This is a genomic window from Microaerobacter geothermalis (assembly GCF_021608135.1).
Taxonomy (GTDB): domain Bacteria; phylum Bacillota; class Bacilli; order DSM-22679; family DSM-22679; genus Microaerobacter; species Microaerobacter geothermalis.
Map to the genome: position 1 here is coordinate 49,750 of NZ_JAKIHL010000003.1, position 16,814 is coordinate 66,563.

General features: G+C 42.1%; 15 protein-coding genes and 1 other annotated feature. Of the genes, 12 read left to right on the forward strand and 3 right to left on the reverse strand.

Going from position 1 to position 16,814, the window contains the following annotated elements:
- Window positions 1–243 precede the first annotated feature (243 nt).
- From mqnC to thrS, 3 genes are all read left to right on the forward strand, one after another.
- On the forward strand, window positions 244–1,350 hold the full coding sequence (mqnC, locus tag L1765_RS03145) for a cyclic dehypoxanthinyl futalosine synthase (RefSeq protein ID WP_236404668.1): 1,107 nt from the start codon (window positions 244–246) through the stop codon (window positions 1,348–1,350).
- A gap of 200 nt (window positions 1,351–1,550) precedes the next feature.
- Window positions 1,551–2,480 carry a putative sporulation protein YtxC gene (gene ytxC, locus L1765_RS03150; RefSeq protein WP_236404677.1) on the forward strand — a complete coding sequence of 310 codons (930 nt, stop codon included), beginning with the start codon at window positions 1,551–1,553 and terminating at the stop codon, window positions 2,478–2,480.
- Window positions 2,481–2,883: 403 nt separating this feature from the next.
- The gene (thrS, locus tag L1765_RS03155) at window positions 2,884–4,821 is read left to right on the forward strand and encodes a threonine--tRNA ligase (RefSeq protein WP_236404692.1); all 1,938 of its coding nucleotides are present in this window, start codon (window positions 2,884–2,886) and stop codon (window positions 4,819–4,821) included.
- Between the two features lie 85 nt (window positions 4,822–4,906).
- Here thrS and L1765_RS03160 read toward each other — a convergent pair whose 3' ends face one another.
- Window positions 4,907–5,209 carry an MTH1187 family thiamine-binding protein gene (locus tag L1765_RS03160; protein ID WP_236404694.1) on the reverse strand — a complete coding sequence of 101 codons (303 nt, stop codon included), beginning with the start codon at window positions 5,207–5,209 and terminating at the stop codon, window positions 4,907–4,909.
- Window positions 5,210–5,336: 127 nt separating this feature from the next.
- On the opposite strand from L1765_RS03160, the gene ilvD reads away from it, so the two are divergent.
- From ilvD to rplT, 4 genes are all read left to right on the forward strand, one after another.
- Complete coding sequence (ilvD, locus tag L1765_RS03165) at window positions 5,337–7,007, forward strand: dihydroxy-acid dehydratase (protein ID WP_236405075.1); 1,671 nt, start codon at window positions 5,337–5,339, stop codon at window positions 7,005–7,007.
- A gap of 70 nt (window positions 7,008–7,077) precedes the next feature.
- Window positions 7,078–7,191 (forward strand) — a sequence feature (ribosomal protein L20 leader region).
- Window positions 7,187–7,747, forward strand: a complete 561-nt coding sequence (gene infC / locus L1765_RS03170; protein ID WP_236404698.1) for a translation initiation factor IF-3 — start codon at window positions 7,187–7,189, stop codon at window positions 7,745–7,747. Its footprint overlaps the feature before it by 5 nt.
- Before the next feature lie 15 nt (window positions 7,748–7,762).
- Window positions 7,763–7,963 carry a 50S ribosomal protein L35 gene (rpmI, locus tag L1765_RS03175; protein WP_236404704.1) on the forward strand — a complete coding sequence of 67 codons (201 nt, stop codon included), beginning with the start codon at window positions 7,763–7,765 and terminating at the stop codon, window positions 7,961–7,963.
- Between the two features lie 31 nt (window positions 7,964–7,994).
- Window positions 7,995–8,354 carry a 50S ribosomal protein L20 gene (rplT, locus tag L1765_RS03180; RefSeq protein ID WP_236404706.1) on the forward strand — a complete coding sequence of 120 codons (360 nt, stop codon included), beginning with the start codon at window positions 7,995–7,997 and terminating at the stop codon, window positions 8,352–8,354.
- 58 nt (window positions 8,355–8,412) lie between these two features.
- Here the strand turns inward: rplT and L1765_RS03185 are convergent, their stop codons facing one another.
- Window positions 8,413–8,730, reverse strand: coding sequence for a hypothetical protein (locus tag L1765_RS03185; RefSeq protein ID WP_236404708.1), 318 nt, complete (start codon window positions 8,728–8,730; stop codon window positions 8,413–8,415).
- A gap of 92 nt (window positions 8,731–8,822) precedes the next feature.
- On the reverse strand, window positions 8,823–9,716 hold the full coding sequence (locus tag L1765_RS03190; RefSeq protein WP_236404709.1) for a polysaccharide deacetylase family protein: 894 nt from the start codon (window positions 9,714–9,716) through the stop codon (window positions 8,823–8,825).
- 904 nt (window positions 9,717–10,620) lie between these two features.
- On the opposite strand from L1765_RS03190, the gene ilvB reads away from it, so the two are divergent.
- From ilvB to leuB, 5 genes are all read left to right on the forward strand, one after another.
- A complete protein-coding gene (ilvB, locus tag L1765_RS03195) occupies window positions 10,621–12,351 on the forward strand; it encodes a biosynthetic-type acetolactate synthase large subunit (protein WP_407942185.1) in 1,731 nt (576 codons plus the stop codon).
- 3 nt (window positions 12,352–12,354) lie between these two features.
- Window positions 12,355–12,858 (forward strand): acetolactate synthase small subunit, encoded by a 504-nt coding sequence (gene ilvN / locus L1765_RS03200; RefSeq protein WP_236404712.1) that lies wholly within the window; start codon window positions 12,355–12,357, stop codon window positions 12,856–12,858.
- 37 nt (window positions 12,859–12,895) lie between these two features.
- The gene (gene ilvC / locus L1765_RS03205; protein WP_236404714.1) at window positions 12,896–13,885 is read left to right on the forward strand and encodes a ketol-acid reductoisomerase; all 990 of its coding nucleotides are present in this window, start codon (window positions 12,896–12,898) and stop codon (window positions 13,883–13,885) included.
- A 25-nt stretch (window positions 13,886–13,910) separates the two neighbouring features.
- On the forward strand, window positions 13,911–15,473 hold the full coding sequence (locus tag L1765_RS03210) for a 2-isopropylmalate synthase (RefSeq protein ID WP_236404717.1): 1,563 nt from the start codon (window positions 13,911–13,913) through the stop codon (window positions 15,471–15,473).
- A 113-nt stretch (window positions 15,474–15,586) separates the two neighbouring features.
- Window positions 15,587–16,672 (forward strand): 3-isopropylmalate dehydrogenase, encoded by a 1,086-nt coding sequence (gene leuB, locus L1765_RS03215; RefSeq protein WP_236404719.1) that lies wholly within the window; start codon window positions 15,587–15,589, stop codon window positions 16,670–16,672.
- The last annotated feature ends 142 nt before the right edge of the window (window positions 16,673–16,814 follow it).

Genomic DNA, 16,814 nt, shown 5'->3' on the forward strand with positions numbered 1-16,814 from the left:
CAGGTGAAGTGTATTTTTTCACCTGAAGTTTAGTGTTGCCTTACAGGACGTGCCAATGTTGACTATTGAGCAGGACGCTGTGGATGGAACTGAAGCATTTACTGCGGACGTGTAAATTTGTAAGTTCCATCGGTAGTTTTAGTGCCGCTTAGCCTTTTGTTTTTTCCATGAGTTAGAACAGGACATTCATTATGATCTGTGGTAGGATAAAAGATAAAGAGACTTAGGAACAGGGGGATCATCATGTCAATCGATTTGATTTTACATAAAGCGTTGTCAGGGGAACGGCTTCACTTTGAAGACGGAATGGCTTTGTTTCAAAGCGATGAAGTAGAAAAAATAGGATATGCAGCTAATAAAATGATGGAAAAATGGCATCCCGAGCCAATCACGACCTTTGTTATCGGTCGGAATATCAATTACTCCAATGTATGTGACACCTATTGCCGTTTTTGTGCTTTTTACAAAAGTCCTGGGGAAGAAGGCAGTTATGTTCTGAGCAATGAGGAAATTTATCAGAAAATACAGGAAACCTTGGATGTTCAAGGAACAGAAATTTTGATGCAGGGTGGAACCCATCCAGATCTTCCCTTTGAATATTATCTTAACCTGTTAAGGGAAATTAAAAAGAGATTTAACATTCATATGCATTCTTTTTCACCAGCTGAAATTGTAAAAATGAAAGAGGTTTCGGGATTGTCCTTGGAAGAAGTGCTGATTCAGTTAAAAGAGGCAGGATTGGACTCTGTTCCAGGGGCAGGCGCTGAAATTCTGGATGATCGAACAAGAATGAAAATCAGCCGTAAAAAAGGATCATGGAAAGAATGGATTGAAGTCATGAAGACCGCAAATCGCGTGGGGCTTCATACCACTGCAACGATGGTTATTGGTTTTGGGGAACTGCTAGAGGAACGAGTTCTTCATTTGTTACGTATACGGGATGCCCAAGATGAGACAAACGGTTTTTTGGCATTTATCCCTTGGACCTTTCAGCCTGATAATACCAACTTAAAGGGTGAGAGGATTTCCGCTGAGGAGTACCTGAAGACGGTGGCAATTAGTCGGTTGATGTTGGATAATATCCCTAACATTCAATCATCATGGGTGACGATGGGTCCTGATACAGGAAAATTGTCCCTGTCCTATGGTTGTAATGATTTTGGCTCGACCATGATGGAGGAAAACGTGGTCTCTGCTGCAGCCTGTACCCATAAGGTAAATACGAATGTCATTCTTCGCTTGATCCGTGAAGTAGGAAAAATTCCGGCCCAACGAAATACGAAATATGAAATCCTTCGCGTGTTTCAGGAAGGGGAATGGGCAGAAACAGATTTTGTCATGCAGAATTAAATATAATGTCTAAGCGAAATATCAATTAATCAAAAAGCTTCCCATTTTGGGAAGTTTTTTATTATCTGTAGAAGTGGAACTGCCCACGCCTAATTTTTGGACAAATTCTTGAAACGAATGGTTCCTAGTATACTGGTCATTTTGACACCATATACTATGGTAACCAAAATGATTTTCCCTTATAGAAGGGGGTAGAACAATTGGAGAATCCTATAGAAGTTACGATTCATGTTTCATCTGAAAAGCTGGGGAAAGGATTACATTGTTTCTTGGAGAATAAATTAAAGGGATTAAGGGAAGAAGGACTTTCTTATCTTACTTACTTTTCCGAAAAGCACCTGTCTATTTCCTGTCAATTTTCAAGTAATGACAATATATTTTCTAGAATTGTTGAGGAATTACGGCATCACTTAAGCCTCTTCTTGTCTGAATATATTTTAGTTCATATGGAAAAAGAAATCGTGAAACGTATTATTATCCAAGACTTTTACTATTCCGAACAAACTGAAATAGAAGGAATCCTTAGGTATGCAGAACATTTTTTAAAATCAGCAGAAGAATTTGGTGAATCCTCGGAATTACAGAGGATGGGACGTCAATGTAAAATTTATAAAAAGCTGTTTGATTTTTTTGAAAGGGAAAGAAAAGTGGTATTAGAAGGATTTATCCGATTTAGGCTGAAGGAATATTATGAAGATCTTGTTCGGGTTGTTGAACATAGCATTGATGAATATATTTTGGAGAGGGAGTATCAAGAGTTTATTCAGTTATTAAGGTATTTTGTTTCCATCCAAGAATCAAAAACTCCCATAGTCCATGTCGTTCATCTAAAGGATCGATTATTTTTGCTGTATGACGGAAACTTTCATCCAATTCATGTCAAAGAGCTGGACGAATGTTTAACTGACTTGTTGGATCATAATATGAACATGGACGATTTGATTATAACCACTCTTATTACCCTTGCACCTGAACAAATGGTTATTCATACAGGAGAAAAGGATCATCACGTGATTACGACGATGAGAAATATTTTTGAAGATAAGGTTTATCTATGTTTATCCTGTAACTCTTGCAGTGAAGTCATTCATAATCATTCGCGCATCTCGAGAAATCATTTCCGTCCTTGACTTATGTTATGTACATTTCTATAATATACATTAATTCATGTCTCATATAGAGAAAAACGATGACCAAGGACATGAACTTGTCTTACGATTTTCCAGAGAGAAGAACCGTGGCTGAAAGTTCTTTAAATACGAAGACTGGTTTACCACCTTGGAGTTGTAGAAGGGAACGACGGAAGGTCTAGTATCTTCTACCGGTTATCATTTACCGTTATGCCAATGAAGAATGGAGTCAACGAACAGTTCATGTTACTCCATTAAATTAGGGTGGAACCACGGCACGATCGTCCCTAGGAGGATATCGTGCTTTTTTTGTTTTTATATTAGACGGAACTAAACATCCATGACCCGTAGGGTCATGGATGTTTAGTTCCACATCTATAGTAAACATGAAAGGAGAAGAAACATGTCTGTTGTAAAGGTTACTCTTCCTGACGGCGCCGTTAGGGAGTATGATTCGGGAATCAATTTTGAAGATTTAGCCGGTTCAATTAGTACCAGCCTTAAGAAAAAAGCAATCGCTGGGAAGTTGGATGGAATTTTGGTGGATTTAAATACTCCAATAACAAAAGATGCCCAGGTAGAAATTGTCACCTTGGATTCAAAAGATGGTTTGGAAGTTCTCCGCCACAGTACTGCCCATTTAATGGCTCAGGCAGTAAAACGAATATATGGAAAAGATCGTGTGAAATTGGGGATAGGTCCGGTTATTGAGGATGGTTTTTATTATGATATAGATCTGCCGGAAGCGATTAGGCCGGAAGATCTTGAAAAAATTGAAAAAGAAATGAAGGTCATCGTGAAGGAAGATCTTCCGATTCGCAGAAAAGTGGTTACCCGAAATGAAGCGATAAAGATATACGAAGAGTTGGATGATCCTTTGAAATTAGAGTTAATACGGGAATTACCGGAAGATGAAGTGATTACCATTTATGAACAGGGGGAATTTTTTGACCTTTGCCGTGGGCCCCATCTTCCATCAACTGGGAAAATCAAGGAATTTAAACTGCTCAATATTGCTGGTGCCTATTGGAGAGGGGATTCCACTCGTCCTATGCTTCAGCGGATTTACGGTACAGCTTGGGAGAGGAAATCAGACCTGGAGAGTTACCTTAACAGATTGGCTGAAGCAAAGGAAAGGGATCATCGGAGGCTTGGTAAAGAATTGAAGATATTTACCGTTTCCCAGGAAGTTGGACAAGGCCTTCCCCTTTGGCTACCCCATGGAGCAACGGTGCGCCGTATGATTGAACGTTATATCGTGGATTTGGAAGACCGTTTGGGATATAAACATGTATATACGCCACATCTGGCCAATGTTGAACTCTACAAGATCTCCGGCCATTGGGATCATTATCAGGAAAATATGTATCCTCCCATGGAGATGGATAATGAACAGTTGGTACTGCGGCCCATGAATTGCCCCCATCATATGATGGTGTATAAGGATGATTTAAGAAGCTACCGAAACCTCCCCATACGGATAGCAGAGCTGGGAATGATGCATCGTTATGAATACTCAGGTGCCTTAACAGGATTGCAGCGAGTCCGGGCGATGACATTAAATGATGCCCACATCTTTTGCCGTCCAGATCAAATCAAATCTGAATTTACTGGTGTTGTAAAATTAATTATGAGAGTGTATGAGGACTTTGGCATTAAGGATTATTGGTTTCGACTTTCCTATCGTGATCCCCAGGATACAGAAAAGTATGTCCAAAATGATGAAATGTGGGAAATGGCTCAAAAAATGCTTAGGGAAGCGATGGATGATCTCGGATTGGAGTATGCGGAAGCAGAAGGAGAAGCCGCCTTTTATGGTCCTAAATTAGATGTCCAAGTCCAAACTGCCCTCGGAAAGGACGAGACTTTATCTACGGTACAATTGGACTTCCATTTGCCTAATCGCTTTGATCTCGAATATATTGGTGAAGATGGAAAACCCCATCGTCCTGTTGTTATCCATCGCGGTATCGTAGGTACCATGGAACGCTTTGTAGCTTTCCTTTTGGAATATTACAAAGGGGCGTTTCCCTTGTGGATTGCACCGGTTCAGGCTCGGATCATGACCATTGCTGAAGGGCACCAATCCTATGCTCAAGAGGTGGTTGAACAGTTAAGGGAACATGGAATTCGCGTGGAGTTGGATGATCGGAATGAAAAGATCGGTTATAAAATACGGGAAGCGCAGGTTCAAAAGATTCCCTATATGTTTGTTGTTGGTGATAAAGAAGTGGAAGCAGGAACGTTATCTGTTCGCAAGCGTGGACTCGGAGATTTAGGCTCCAAAGAGGTTAGTACCGTGATCTCCGAGCTGTTGGATGAGATCAAAAATAAAAAATAAACAAGGAAAAGGTGCCCTTTTAATGAAGAGCACCTTTTTTCCAAATTTATCCGATGGCTAACCGCCACTAAGACTCTCGATGGAACTAATAGTGAAGTTGTTCCTTCACATGAGCAACCTGTTCTACCATCGACATGGGTTTATCATGTCTGTCATCGATGGTCATGTTGGTGATCACCCGTGTGGACCCGTCTGCAAAACATTGGCTATGAATTTCTTTTGCCAATTCGAATAGTTGGTCCAGATTTCCCTCTATGACTGTTGCAGTTGGGGTGACTTGGTATTTTAGACCTTGACGTTCTATCACCCGGCATGCATTGGTTACACTTGAACTAAAACTGGTCGATTGAGTTCCCACCGGAACCACACTGATTTCCAGGATAGGCATTATTTTTCCTCCTTCAACATAAGATCTTTCGACACATATTATTATGCTTCCTTTTATCCAATCCTATGTTGACAGGCTGCAAAAAAGTGTTAAAATAGTGAAAACATTTGAAAATGGGGTGGAGTTTATGCGAAGTGATATGATAAAAAAAGGATTTGACCGTGCTCCCCACCGAAGTTTATTGCGGGCAGCGGGAGTGAAAGAAGAGGACTTTCATAAACCTTTTATTGCTGTGTGCAATTCATATATTGATATTATTCCCGGGCATGTTCATTTACAAGAGTTTGGAAAGCTGGTAAAAGAAGCGATTCGTGAAGCAGGCGGGGTCCCTTTTGAATTTAATACCATCGGTGTTGATGACGGAATTGCCATGGGACACATTGGAATGAGGTATTCCTTGCCCAGCCGCGAGATTATTGCCGATTCTTTGGAAACGGTTGTATCAGCCCACTGGTTTGATGGGCTGGTGTGTATTCCCAACTGTGACAAGATTACTCCTGGGATGATGATGGGGGCTCTTCGCGTAAACATCCCCACTGTTTTTGTAAGCGGCGGGCCTATGGCTGCCGGAAAAACCAAAGACGGACGTTCCATCTCCCTTTCCTCTGTGTTTGAAGGAGTAGGTGCCTACAATGAAGGACTGATCGATGAAGACCAGTTGACGGAACTGGAAATGTACGGCTGTCCATCTTGCGGTTCCTGTTCCGGTATGTTTACAGCCAATTCCATGAACTGTCTGGCTGAAGTTCTTGGTTTGGCTTTACCAGGAAATGGGACGATTCTTGCCACTTCACCTGACCGGAGAGAATTTGTAAAGCGTTCCGCAAAACAAATTATGAAGTTGATTGAGATGGATTTGAAGCCCAGGGACATTATAAATGAAAAAGTGATCGATAATGCTTTTGCCCTTGATATGGCGATGGGGGGGTCTACCAATACCGTCCTCCATACTCTGGCCATCGCAAACGAAGCAGGTATTGATTATCCTATTGAACGGATTAATGAAGTTGCTAAACGAGTTCCCCATTTGGCTAAATTGGCCCCCGCTTCTGATTGGCATATTGAAGACCTGCACCAGGCCGGGGGAGTAAGCGCCATCCTGCATGAGCTGATGAAAAAACCGGGGGCTCTCCATAAAGAATGCATCACCGTCACCGGCAAGTCATTGGAGGAAAATGTGGCCAATTGTGAAATTAAGAATCAGGAAGTGATTCGTCCTCTTCACAACCCATACAGTGAACAGGGAGGATTGGCCGTTTTATTTGGTAACCTTGCACCGGACGGTGGAATTATCAAAGTTGGAGCCGTCGATCCTTCAGTCAAACGGCATGTTGGTCCAGCCATTTGTTTCGATTCCCAGGAAGAAGCGATTGAAGGAATTACAAAAGGGAGGGTTAAAGAAGGACATGTCGTCGTCATTCGCTATGAAGGACCTAAGGGAGGTCCAGGTATGCCGGAAATGCTGACCCCTACCTCACTGATTGTGGGGATGGGCTTAGGTGCAAAGGTGGGATTGATTACAGACGGGCGTTTCTCCGGTGCATCCCGAGGAATCAGCATCGGTCATATTTCTCCTGAAGCGGCCGAGGGTGGTCCCATTGCCTTCATTGAAGATGGGGATCTGATTGAACTTGATTTGATTGATCGGAAAATTGAGCTGAAGGTATCCGAGGAAGAGTTGAACAAGCGTAGGGAAAATTGGAAAGGATTTAAACCGAAGGTAAAATCAGGGTATTTGGCCCGGTATTCAAAGCTTGTCACTTCTGCAAGCACCGGTGGAATTATGAAACTTGACTAGGTTTTAAGCTTATGATATTCTAGTCTGGTAAAAAATTGTGTCCATATCAAATGGCACGAATAAATCATGGATTACTAAGCAGAAGCGCCCGCTTCTCACCTGATTGACGCCTTTAGGCTGTTTACAGGTTAACAGATGATGATAGAACAGGTGTGGGCGTTTTTGTCCGCACTTTTTTATTGCTTTGCTTTGTAATCCGATCTTATTTTTGGAGGTGGCAGGCAATTATCAAAGAACATCAAATTAACGAGGAAATTCGGGCTCGTGAGGTCCGCTTAATTGGACCTGATGGGAGTCAGATCGGAATTAAACCTTTACGGGAAGCATTAGAAATTGCTGAAAGGTTTAACCTTGATCTAGTCAACATTTCCCCTAATGCAAATCCCCCTGTTTGCAGGATTATGGATTATGGGAAGTTTAAATTTGAACAGAGTAAAAAAGAAAAAGAGTCCCGTAAGAACCAAAAGGTAGTCAATGTGAAGGAGCTTCGTTTAAGTCCGACGATTGAGGAACATGATTTCCAAACCAAACTTCGAAATGCCAAGAAATTTTTGGAGAATGGGGACAAAGTAAAATTAACGATACGCTTCAAAGGTCGTCAGATTACCCATGCCGAAATTGGGCAAAAGGTTTTGGAGCAATTGGCCAAGGAAGTAGAGGATATATCCGTCGTAGAGAGAACCCCAAAAATTGAGGGGCGGAGTATGATCATGATTCTTGCTCCAAAGTCAGATAAATAGATAGGAGGAAGTCCCATGCCTAAAATGAAAACACATCGTGGAGCAGCAAAGCGCTTTAAAAAGACAGGAAATGGAAAGCTTAAGCGCTCCCATGCCTATACCAGTCACCTTTTTGCTAGCAAAACGCCAAAGCGTAAGCGTCAATTGCGCAAAGCAGCACTTGTAAGCAAAGGAGACCATAAGCGCATCAAGCAACTTTTAACTTACGTAAAATAATAACTTTGATTGAATATAGGAGGGAACGCATATGCCACGCGTTAAAGGAGGCCCTGCGACTCGTCGTCGTCGCAAAAAAATATTAAAATTAGCAAAAGGATATTTCGGTTCCAAGCACCGTTTATTTAAGACAGCAAAGGCTCAGGTCATGAAATCTTTGCTTTATGCCTATCGCGATCGTCGCCAACGCAAACGCGACTTTCGAAAACTTTGGATTGCCAGAATTAATGCTGCTGCCCGTGTAAACGGTATTTCTTACAGCAAGTTAATGCATGGCTTAAAGGTAGCTGGAGTAGATGTGAATCGCAAAATGCTATCTGATTTGGCCGTAAACGACAAGCAAGGATTTAGTGAGTTGGTTTCTGTAGCTAAGAAAGCCATTAATCAGTAAAAATTTATTTTAAACAAACCCGGAGAGAGATGATCCCCGGGTTTGTTTATATAAGGGTTCATTGATGCTGCCGTTCTATTTCATACTCCTGGGTGGTCCTAAACCAGATGTTTAAGTCGTTAATAATGCTAGCTAGTTCAGATATTTCACAATTCAACCTGCAGGATGATTCGAAATGTTCTTCCGTGGCCAATAACTCTTGCTTTTCTTTGATTTGTTTTTCCAGTTCAAGGATACGATCCGGGATTTTTCCCCGAATTTCTTCCCATTGGTGAATTATAGATTGCTGTTCTTCCCGGGATAATTCCTCCCACTCCACATGAAGTACAGGCAGAGAAATTCCTAATCTCTTATCATAAACGAATTCAACATTCACTTTTTTCAACCCCTTTGCATTTTTCATATTACCATGAAAGATACAAGGATTGAAACCGGATTATCGGTTTTCCGTGGGCTGACCGCCACAGATTATGGTCGCTTCCAGGGTATTCCTAATAGATCGGGGACTGTATAAAATTCTACCCGATCATTCTTTAGTTTATGAATAATTTCAGAAAGGGCTTTTACCGTCCCAGATAAATCTTCTCCTTTTCCACCAGCGCTGTGCTGAAGAATAATTGCTCCCGGAAATATGTTGCTTAGTACATTATCCGATACGGCCTCTTTAGATAGTCCTTTCCAATCCAAGGAATCGACAGTCCAACCTACTGCTGTATATCCCATTTTTCCTAACATCTGGACGGTTTCCTCAGTCATTGCTCCATAGGGTGCCCGAAATAACTTAGGTTTATAGCCAATGATGTTTTTAAGGGTGTTATCTGTTTGGATAATCTGGTTTCTAACACTTTCGATCGGAAGTTTCGGCAAATTGGCATGGTTCCAAGTATGATTACCGATGGCATGTCCTTCTCTTACTATTCTTTTTACGATTTCAGGGTGAGCTTTAGCACGGTTTCCTACAATGAAAAAAGTGGCTTTTACATTATGTTTTTTTAAAACATCAAGAATTTGCGGGGTAAACTGTAAATCAGGTCCATCATCAAAAGTAAGGGCGACTCTCCTTACATGGCTGGGACCGCTTAGTACGAAAATGTTTGGATATTTGGTTCTAAGATCGGACAAGGTTAACGGATGGGGTTCCCTGACTTCAGATTCTTTCCCTCCAGCTAAATCAGGGGTTTTGTTCTTTTCATTACTTAGGGGTTTAGTACTTTCTTCACCCTGAATCTGTGTTTTATCATTCGATGATTGGATATTTTCTTGATTATTCTCCTTTTTCTCATTGGGTTGAGCTTGCTGGTTGCATCCCCCGGCAAAAAGCAATGTAAGAATGAGAAGTAAAATGGTGATTTGTTTCATCATAAAATCCTCCTTCGATTAAAAATTCTATATGGTTGGAACTAAACATCCATGACCTGTAGAGTCACAAATTGATATGAAAATGTATTTTCATATCAATGAGGATGTGTATCTTTAGTTTGAATCATAGGGAGAGAAATCATCCAAAGTTATCAAAATGATACAAAAAAACTATTGACACCACCCTATAGTAGTGTCTATAATTACACCTAAATAATTTAAATAATACCTTATATCATTTAATCAGAAGGGTGTCTAGGGTTCCGCATTGGGCTTTCGTGAATGGAAGACGATCCGATGGTCTGTGACCAAGCGATACCAACATGATGGAATATCATGTACACCGTGAGGATAAAAACCTCTGCGGCAGGTTCTGATTCTTGTTTAACATGCAGGGATTGGAATTTGCTTCAGTGGTTTTTACTATTACAAATCAAATTTTTTTATAAATGCACATGTGATGACAAGGAATGCTTCTGTTTTTCTCTGCACCACCAGAGAGTCCGGGGAGCTGGAAACCGGGCAAGCATAGAAGACAGAGGGGCTCGCCTTTGAGCATTCTTTTTGAAAGGTTTTGCTGACTAGGAAAGAACGGTTGGTCCCGTTATCATGGCCAAGGTATAAATCCTCATTATACCTGTAGAGACTGGTTTTCGTGAGAAATCAGTGAATTTGGGTGGTACCGCGATCCCTTTCGCCCCAATGGATGAAGGAATTCTTCCGGGGTGAAAGGGTTTTCTTTTTTACACTTATAGCAAGAGGGAACGAAGGATTCTATACAAAAAATTTCTCTGATAAAAAATGTACTTGGAGGGATGGGTGAATATTAAATGACGGAATATTTTTAATTTGTGATGTTTATGTATTAAATAAGTTTCCTTTATAAATGGAGAGGAGGAGAAATCAGGTGAGTACAGAAACTGCGATGGCTGAAAAACGTTCATATTTCCCACAGGATCTGGGGAAGCCGATGACAGGAGCGCAAATTCTTTTAAGATCTTTATTGATGGAAGGTGTCGAATACGTATTTGGATATCCGGGAGGAGCCGTATTACCCATTTATGATTCTTTGTATGGACACGAACTGAAACATATTCTAACCCGGCATGAACAGGGGGCCATCCATGCAGCTGATGGGTATGCCCGTTCCACTGGAAAACCGGGTGTAGTGATTGCCACTTCCGGACCGGGAGCAACTAATCTTGTGACAGGGATTGCCACTGCCATGATGGATTCCGTTCCCTTGGTATGTATCACAGGTAATGTACCGCAAAATTTAATTGGTACCGATGCTTTCCAAGAGGCTAATATCTGCGGAATTACCTTTCCGATTACCAAACATAATTATTTTGTGAGGGACGCTGCTGAATTGCCGAGGATTATTCGGGAAGCTTTTCATATTGCAACAACAGGGAGACCAGGACCTGTACTTGTTGATATACCTAAGGATGTATCCAATCAAGTGACCAATTATTATTATCCTGAAAAGGTTCAGCTAAGGGGATATAATCCTACCACTAAACCAAATCGTCTTCAGATAGATCGCATGTGCCAAGCGATTAAAGGGGCAAAAAAGCCTGTCATATTGGCCGGCGGCGGGGTTGTTCATTCAGGAGCTGAAAAAGAGCTTCTAGACTTCGTCGAGAAAACAAAAATTCCCGTTATCACCACTTTGATGGGATTAGCTGGATTTTCCGGGCATCATCCCTTCCATCTGGGAATGCCAGGAATGCATGGTTCTTATACGGCTAACCATGCGATCCAGGAAAGCGATTTGCTCATTAGTATTGGAGCTCGCTTTGATGATCGGGTGACGGGAAAGCTTTCCACCTTTGCCCGGAATGCAAAGATTGTTCATATCGATGTTGATCCTGCTGAGATTGGCAAAAACGTAGAAACTTTTGTTCCAATCGTCGGTGACGTGAAGCTTGTTTTGCAAGCCGTAAACGAAAAAGCAGAACAGCCTGAAACGGAAGACTGGATTAAACAATTGATGGAATGGAAAAGGCAATATCCATATTCCTATGAAAATGATGATAAGGTCATTAAACCGCAATGGCTCATTCAAATGATTTATGAGTCAACAAAAGGAGAAGCCATTATTACAACCGATGTTGGACAGCATCAGATGTGGGTAGCGCAATATTATTTATTTGATAATCCCCGTTCTTTCATTACTTCCGGTGGTCTAGGAACCATGGGCTTTGGTTTTCCGGCTGCCATCGGAGCTCAGTTTGCCAATCCGGATAAAACGGTGGTAGCGATAACCGGTGATGGAGGATTTCAAATGAATATGCAAGAATTGGCGGTGGCTGCCGAACATAACATTCCTGTCAAAATTGTCATTGTCAATAATAGATATCTTGGGATGGTTCGCCAGTGGCAGGAGCTGTTTTCTCAAAGGAGATACAGCGCGGTAGATTTAAGTTCGGGCCCAGATTTTGTAAAACTGGCTGAAGCCTATGGTATCAAGGGTATGAGGGCTTCCACACCGGAAGAAGCTTTAGATGTGTGGAATAAAGCATTAAATCATGAAGGTCCTGTATTAATTGATTTTGAAGTAGAACCTGAAGAAAATGTTTTCCCCATGGTTCCTCCAGGAGCCGGTCTAGATGATATGATCATGGGGGGTGAATAGAAAATGAATAAACATACCATCTCGGTATTAGTAAATGATCAGCCTGGTGTTTTGGCCAGAGTGGCTATTTTACTGGGGCAAAGGGGTTTTAACATAGACAGTATCACTGTTGGACGATCAGAAGAAGCTGGGCTTTCCCGGATGATCATTGTTACCACTGGGGATGAGAAAATATTGGAGCAGGTGATGAAGCAGCTCCATAAACTGGTTGATGTGATTAAAGTGCAGCATTTAAGCGCCAATCCGATGGTAGCACGGGAACTTGCCCTGATCAAAGTTGGAGCAAACGCAGCGAATCGCAGTGAAATTTCTGGCATTGTGGAACCTTTTCGTGCATCCATCGTGGATGTTGGTCCAAACACTTTAGTCATTCAAGCTACCGGTGATTCCGGAAAAATTGATGCCCTTATTGAACTGCTTCGTCCTTATGGTATCAAGGAATTAAGCCGAACAGGGGTAACCGCAATGATGAGGGGGACCTCACTTGCCGCCAAAATCGCAAACTAATTTTTTATAAATTATTGAAACTTAAGGAGGAATAACAATGGCAGTTATGTACTATGAAAAAGATGTGAACAGAGGTGCGATCCAAGGAAAAACCGTTGCAGTTATAGGTTATGGAAGTCAAGGTCATGCCCAAGCCCAGAATCTAAGGGATAGCGGAATAAAAGTAGTCATTGGATTGCGTCAGGGACGCTCCTGGCAGCAGGCAGAAAAAGATGGTTTTGAGGTTTATACCGTGGAAGAAGCGGTGGCCCAAGCCGATGTCGTTCAAATTTTGATGCCTGATGAGACTCAAGCTAAAGTATACAGGGAGCAAATTGCTCCAAATCTTAAAGACGGATCTGCCCTTCTTTTTTCTCATGGATTTAACGTTCATTTTGGGCAAATTGTTCCCCCAAATTCCGTTGATGTCATTATGGTAGCGCCAAAAAGCCCCGGACACCTTGTTAGACGTACCTATGTTGAAGGATTTGGTGTTCCAGGATTGTTGGCTATTCATCAAGACGCAACTGGAAAAGCTAAGGAAGTGGGTTTAGCCTATGCCAGTGGAATCGGCTGTACCCGAGCAGGGGTAATCGAAACCACATTTAAAGAGGAAACGGAAACAGATTTGTTTGGAGAGCAATCGGTTCTTTGCGGTGGGGTAACCGCATTAGTGAAGGCTGGATTTGACACTTTAACAGAAGCAGGGTATCAGCCTGAAATCGCCTATTTTGAATGTCTACATGAATTAAAACTGATTGTAGATCTGATGTATGAAGGCGGAATGGCCAATATGCGTTACTCTATCAGTGATACAGCAGAATATGGAGATTACGTAACAGGACCTAGGTTGATTACAGAAGAAACCCGTAAAGAAATGAGAAAAGTATTAAAAGAAATTCAGGATGGTACGTTTGCTCGTAATTGGATTCTGGAGAACCAGGCAAATCGTCCATATTTTAACGCACGCCGCAGAAATGAAGCGGAACATCCCATTGAACAGGTTGGCAGCCAGTTAAGAGAATTGATGGCATGGATTAAAAAGTGAGAGGTAATTACGGGAGGTGTAAGGAATGCGGAAGATAAAAATTTTTGACACCACGTTAAGAGACGGGGAACAATCCCCTGGAGTCAACCTGAGCACCAATGAAAAGGTGGAGATTGCCCTTCAGTTGGAACGGCTGGGTGTTGATCTGATAGAGGCAGGATTTGCTGCTTCTTCCCCCGGTGATTTTCAATCTGTTCAGGCTGTCGCAAATAAAATTAAAAATTGTACGGTGGTTAGTCTTTCAAGATCTGTTGAAAAAGATATTGACAGAGCATGGGAGGCATTAAAAGGGGCGGAAAATCCATGTATTCACGTATTTCTTGCTACATCCCCCATTCATCGCCAATATAAATTAAGGATGAGTAAGGAAGAAGTTTTAAGACAAGCAGAAGCTGCCGTAAGATATGCAAAAAAATACATGAGTGAAATTGAATTTTCCCCAGAGGATGCAGGACGAACTGAAATTGATTTTCTGTGTGAAGTGACAGAAAGGGTGATTAAGGCTGGAGCCACAAGACTTAATATTCCAGATACCGTCGGGTATAAAACTCCTACCGAATTTGCAGATATTTTTGTTCAATTGCGTCAAAGAGTGCCCGGCATAGAAACTATTGATCTGAGTGCTCACTGTCATGATGATTTGGGATTGGCGGTAGCAAATAGTTTAGCGGCTATTCAGGCAGGGGTAACCGTTATTGAAGGAACAATAAACGGAATTGGTGAACGGGCTGGAAATGCTGCCATTGAAGAGGTGGCTTTAGCCCTTGAGACCAGAAAAGATTTCTACCAAGCGACAACGGGTTTAAATCTTAAGGAAATTGCCAGAACCAGTCGTCTGGTCAGCCGTCTGACAGGTATGATCGTTCCCGGAAATAAGGCGGTGGTGGGAGCTAACGCTTTCGCCCATGAATCTGGAATTCACCAAGATGGGGTGTTAAAAGAACAAACCACCTATGAGATTATCAGGCCTGAAACGGTAGGATTTTCTTCCAATAAGTTGGTGCTAGGAAAACACTCGGGCCGGCATGCCTTTAAGGATAAGCTGGTGGAATTGGGCTATGACTTAACGGTAGAGCAAGTCGATAAGTTGTTTGTAAAGTTTAAGGATTTAGCAGATCGAAAGAAAAATGTGACAGATGAGGATATTATGGCACTGGTGGAAGAACGTTTGGTGGATGTGCCAACCACTTATTCATTAGATTATGTTCAAGTTTCCTATGGTAGCCTTTCCGTTCCTACTGCAACGGTGAAAGTCTCCTATTTAGGAAGGGAAGCAAAGGAAGAAGCAGCCACCGGAAATGGCTCAGTTGATTCTATTTATAAAGCCATTGAAAGGGCAACCCAAGAGTCGGTTGAACTATTGGATTATAAAATTGCTTCTGTTACTGATGGTACCGATGCCTTGGGGGAAGTATATGTTCGCCTTCGTCAGAATGGAATCACGGTTCAGGGGCGGGGCGTAAGCACCGACGTTTTGGAAGCAAGTGCCAAGGCATATATTGATGCTATTAACAAAATTGTAGCCCGACGGGGCGATATAAAGGATGAGCTGGAGATAACCGGGAATATCAGCATTTCTGCCGGATAATTGTCGTATGAAACTAAACATCCATGACCCTACGGGTCACAAATTGATATGAAAAGGTATTTTCATATCAAAGAATTTGCCGAGGTCAGACGTGGTAAAAGGGGGTAAATATTATGGCTAATTTTCGTATTACCATTCTTCCAGGAGATGGAATAGGACCTGAAATTGTAGCTGAAGGTGTTAAGGTTTTAAAGGCGATTGAAGAACTATATCATCATCATTTTGAAATAAAGGAAGCTTTAATTGGTGGCATTTCCCTGGATCAAACGGGGATTCCATTGCCAGATGAAACCGTAGCATCCTGCCAGGCATCTGATGCTGTTCTCCTGGGGGCTGTGGGTGGACCAAAGTGGGATCAGAATCCTGGACACTTACGTCCAGAGGCAGGATTATTGGGTATTCGCAAAAAGTTGGGATTATATGCTAATTTACGTCCTGCCACCGCCTTTGAGAGCCTGGTCGATGCTTCAACATTAAAGCCGGAAGTGATTAGCGGAGTAGATTTGCTGGTGGTAAGGGAGTTAACTGGAGGGATCTATTTCGGCCATAAAGAACGCCGGGAAGTAAACGGAGTGGCTGAGGCTGTCGATACCCTTCATTATAACGAAAAGGAAATCGAAAGGATTGCCCACACAGCATTCCGATTGGCTCGCTTAAGAAGGAATAAGGTAACATCTGTTGATAAGGCCAATGTGATGGAGAGTTCCCGTCTTTGGAGAGAAGTGGTGATCCGCGTAGCAAAGGAGTACCCGGATGTGGAGTTGGAGCATGTACTGGTCGATGCTTGTGCCATGCAGCTGATTCGTACTCCAAAGCATTTTGATGTGATCGTAACCGAGAATTTGTTTGGTGATATTCTGAGCGATGAAGCTGCTATGCTTACCGGCTCCATTGGAATGCTTGCTTCTGCCAGCCTGGGAGAAGGAACCTTTGGATTATATGAACCGGTTCATGGTTCTGCTCCAGATATCGCTGGCCAGGGAATAGCCAACCCTATTGCCACAATCCTTTCTGTAGCGATGATGTTAAAGTACAGTTTAGGACTGAAGGTAGAGGCTGATCTAATTGAATTGGCGGTTAAATCGGTTCTAGAAAAAGGATATCGTACCGGGGATATTGCCTCAACTGGAGATGAAGTCAAAGGGACCGTAGAAATGGGACAATTGATCATCGAGGAAATGAAAGCATTAAAAAAGTAGAAATTCCCCATAAAATACGATTCATCACAATAAACGCCTTTTGTACTAATGGTGCAAAAGGCTTTCAATGATTTCCTGTTTAATATTGGCCGGTGAACATGATCCTGTCATTCCTTTGGATGAAGAATTTTAAAGTGAATTG

Bases quoted from the DNA above. Each gene is read 5' to 3' on its own strand.
- mqnC (WP_236404668.1), top strand. From the start codon at position 244: ATGTCAATCGATTTGATTTTACATAAAGCGTTGTCAGGGGAACGGCTT.
- thrS (WP_236404692.1), top strand. From the start codon at position 2,884: ATGTCTGTTGTAAAGGTTACTCTTCCTGACGGCGCCGTTAGGGAGTAT.
- L1765_RS03160 (WP_236404694.1), bottom strand. From the start codon at position 5,209: ATGCCTATCCTGGAAATCAGTGTGGTTCCGGTGGGAACTCAATCGACC.
- ilvD (WP_236405075.1), top strand. From the start codon at position 5,337: ATGCGAAGTGATATGATAAAAAAAGGATTTGACCGTGCTCCCCACCGA.
- rpmI (WP_236404704.1), top strand. From the start codon at position 7,763: ATGCCTAAAATGAAAACACATCGTGGAGCAGCAAAGCGCTTTAAAAAG.
- rplT (WP_236404706.1), top strand. From the start codon at position 7,995: ATGCCACGCGTTAAAGGAGGCCCTGCGACTCGTCGTCGTCGCAAAAAA.
- L1765_RS03190 (WP_236404709.1), bottom strand. From the start codon at position 9,716: ATGATGAAACAAATCACCATTTTACTTCTCATTCTTACATTGCTTTTT.
- ilvN (WP_236404712.1), top strand. From the start codon at position 12,355: ATGAATAAACATACCATCTCGGTATTAGTAAATGATCAGCCTGGTGTT.
- ilvC (WP_236404714.1), top strand. From the start codon at position 12,896: ATGGCAGTTATGTACTATGAAAAAGATGTGAACAGAGGTGCGATCCAA.
- L1765_RS03210 (WP_236404717.1), top strand. From the start codon at position 13,911: ATGCGGAAGATAAAAATTTTTGACACCACGTTAAGAGACGGGGAACAA.
- leuB (WP_236404719.1), top strand. From the start codon at position 15,587: ATGGCTAATTTTCGTATTACCATTCTTCCAGGAGATGGAATAGGACCT.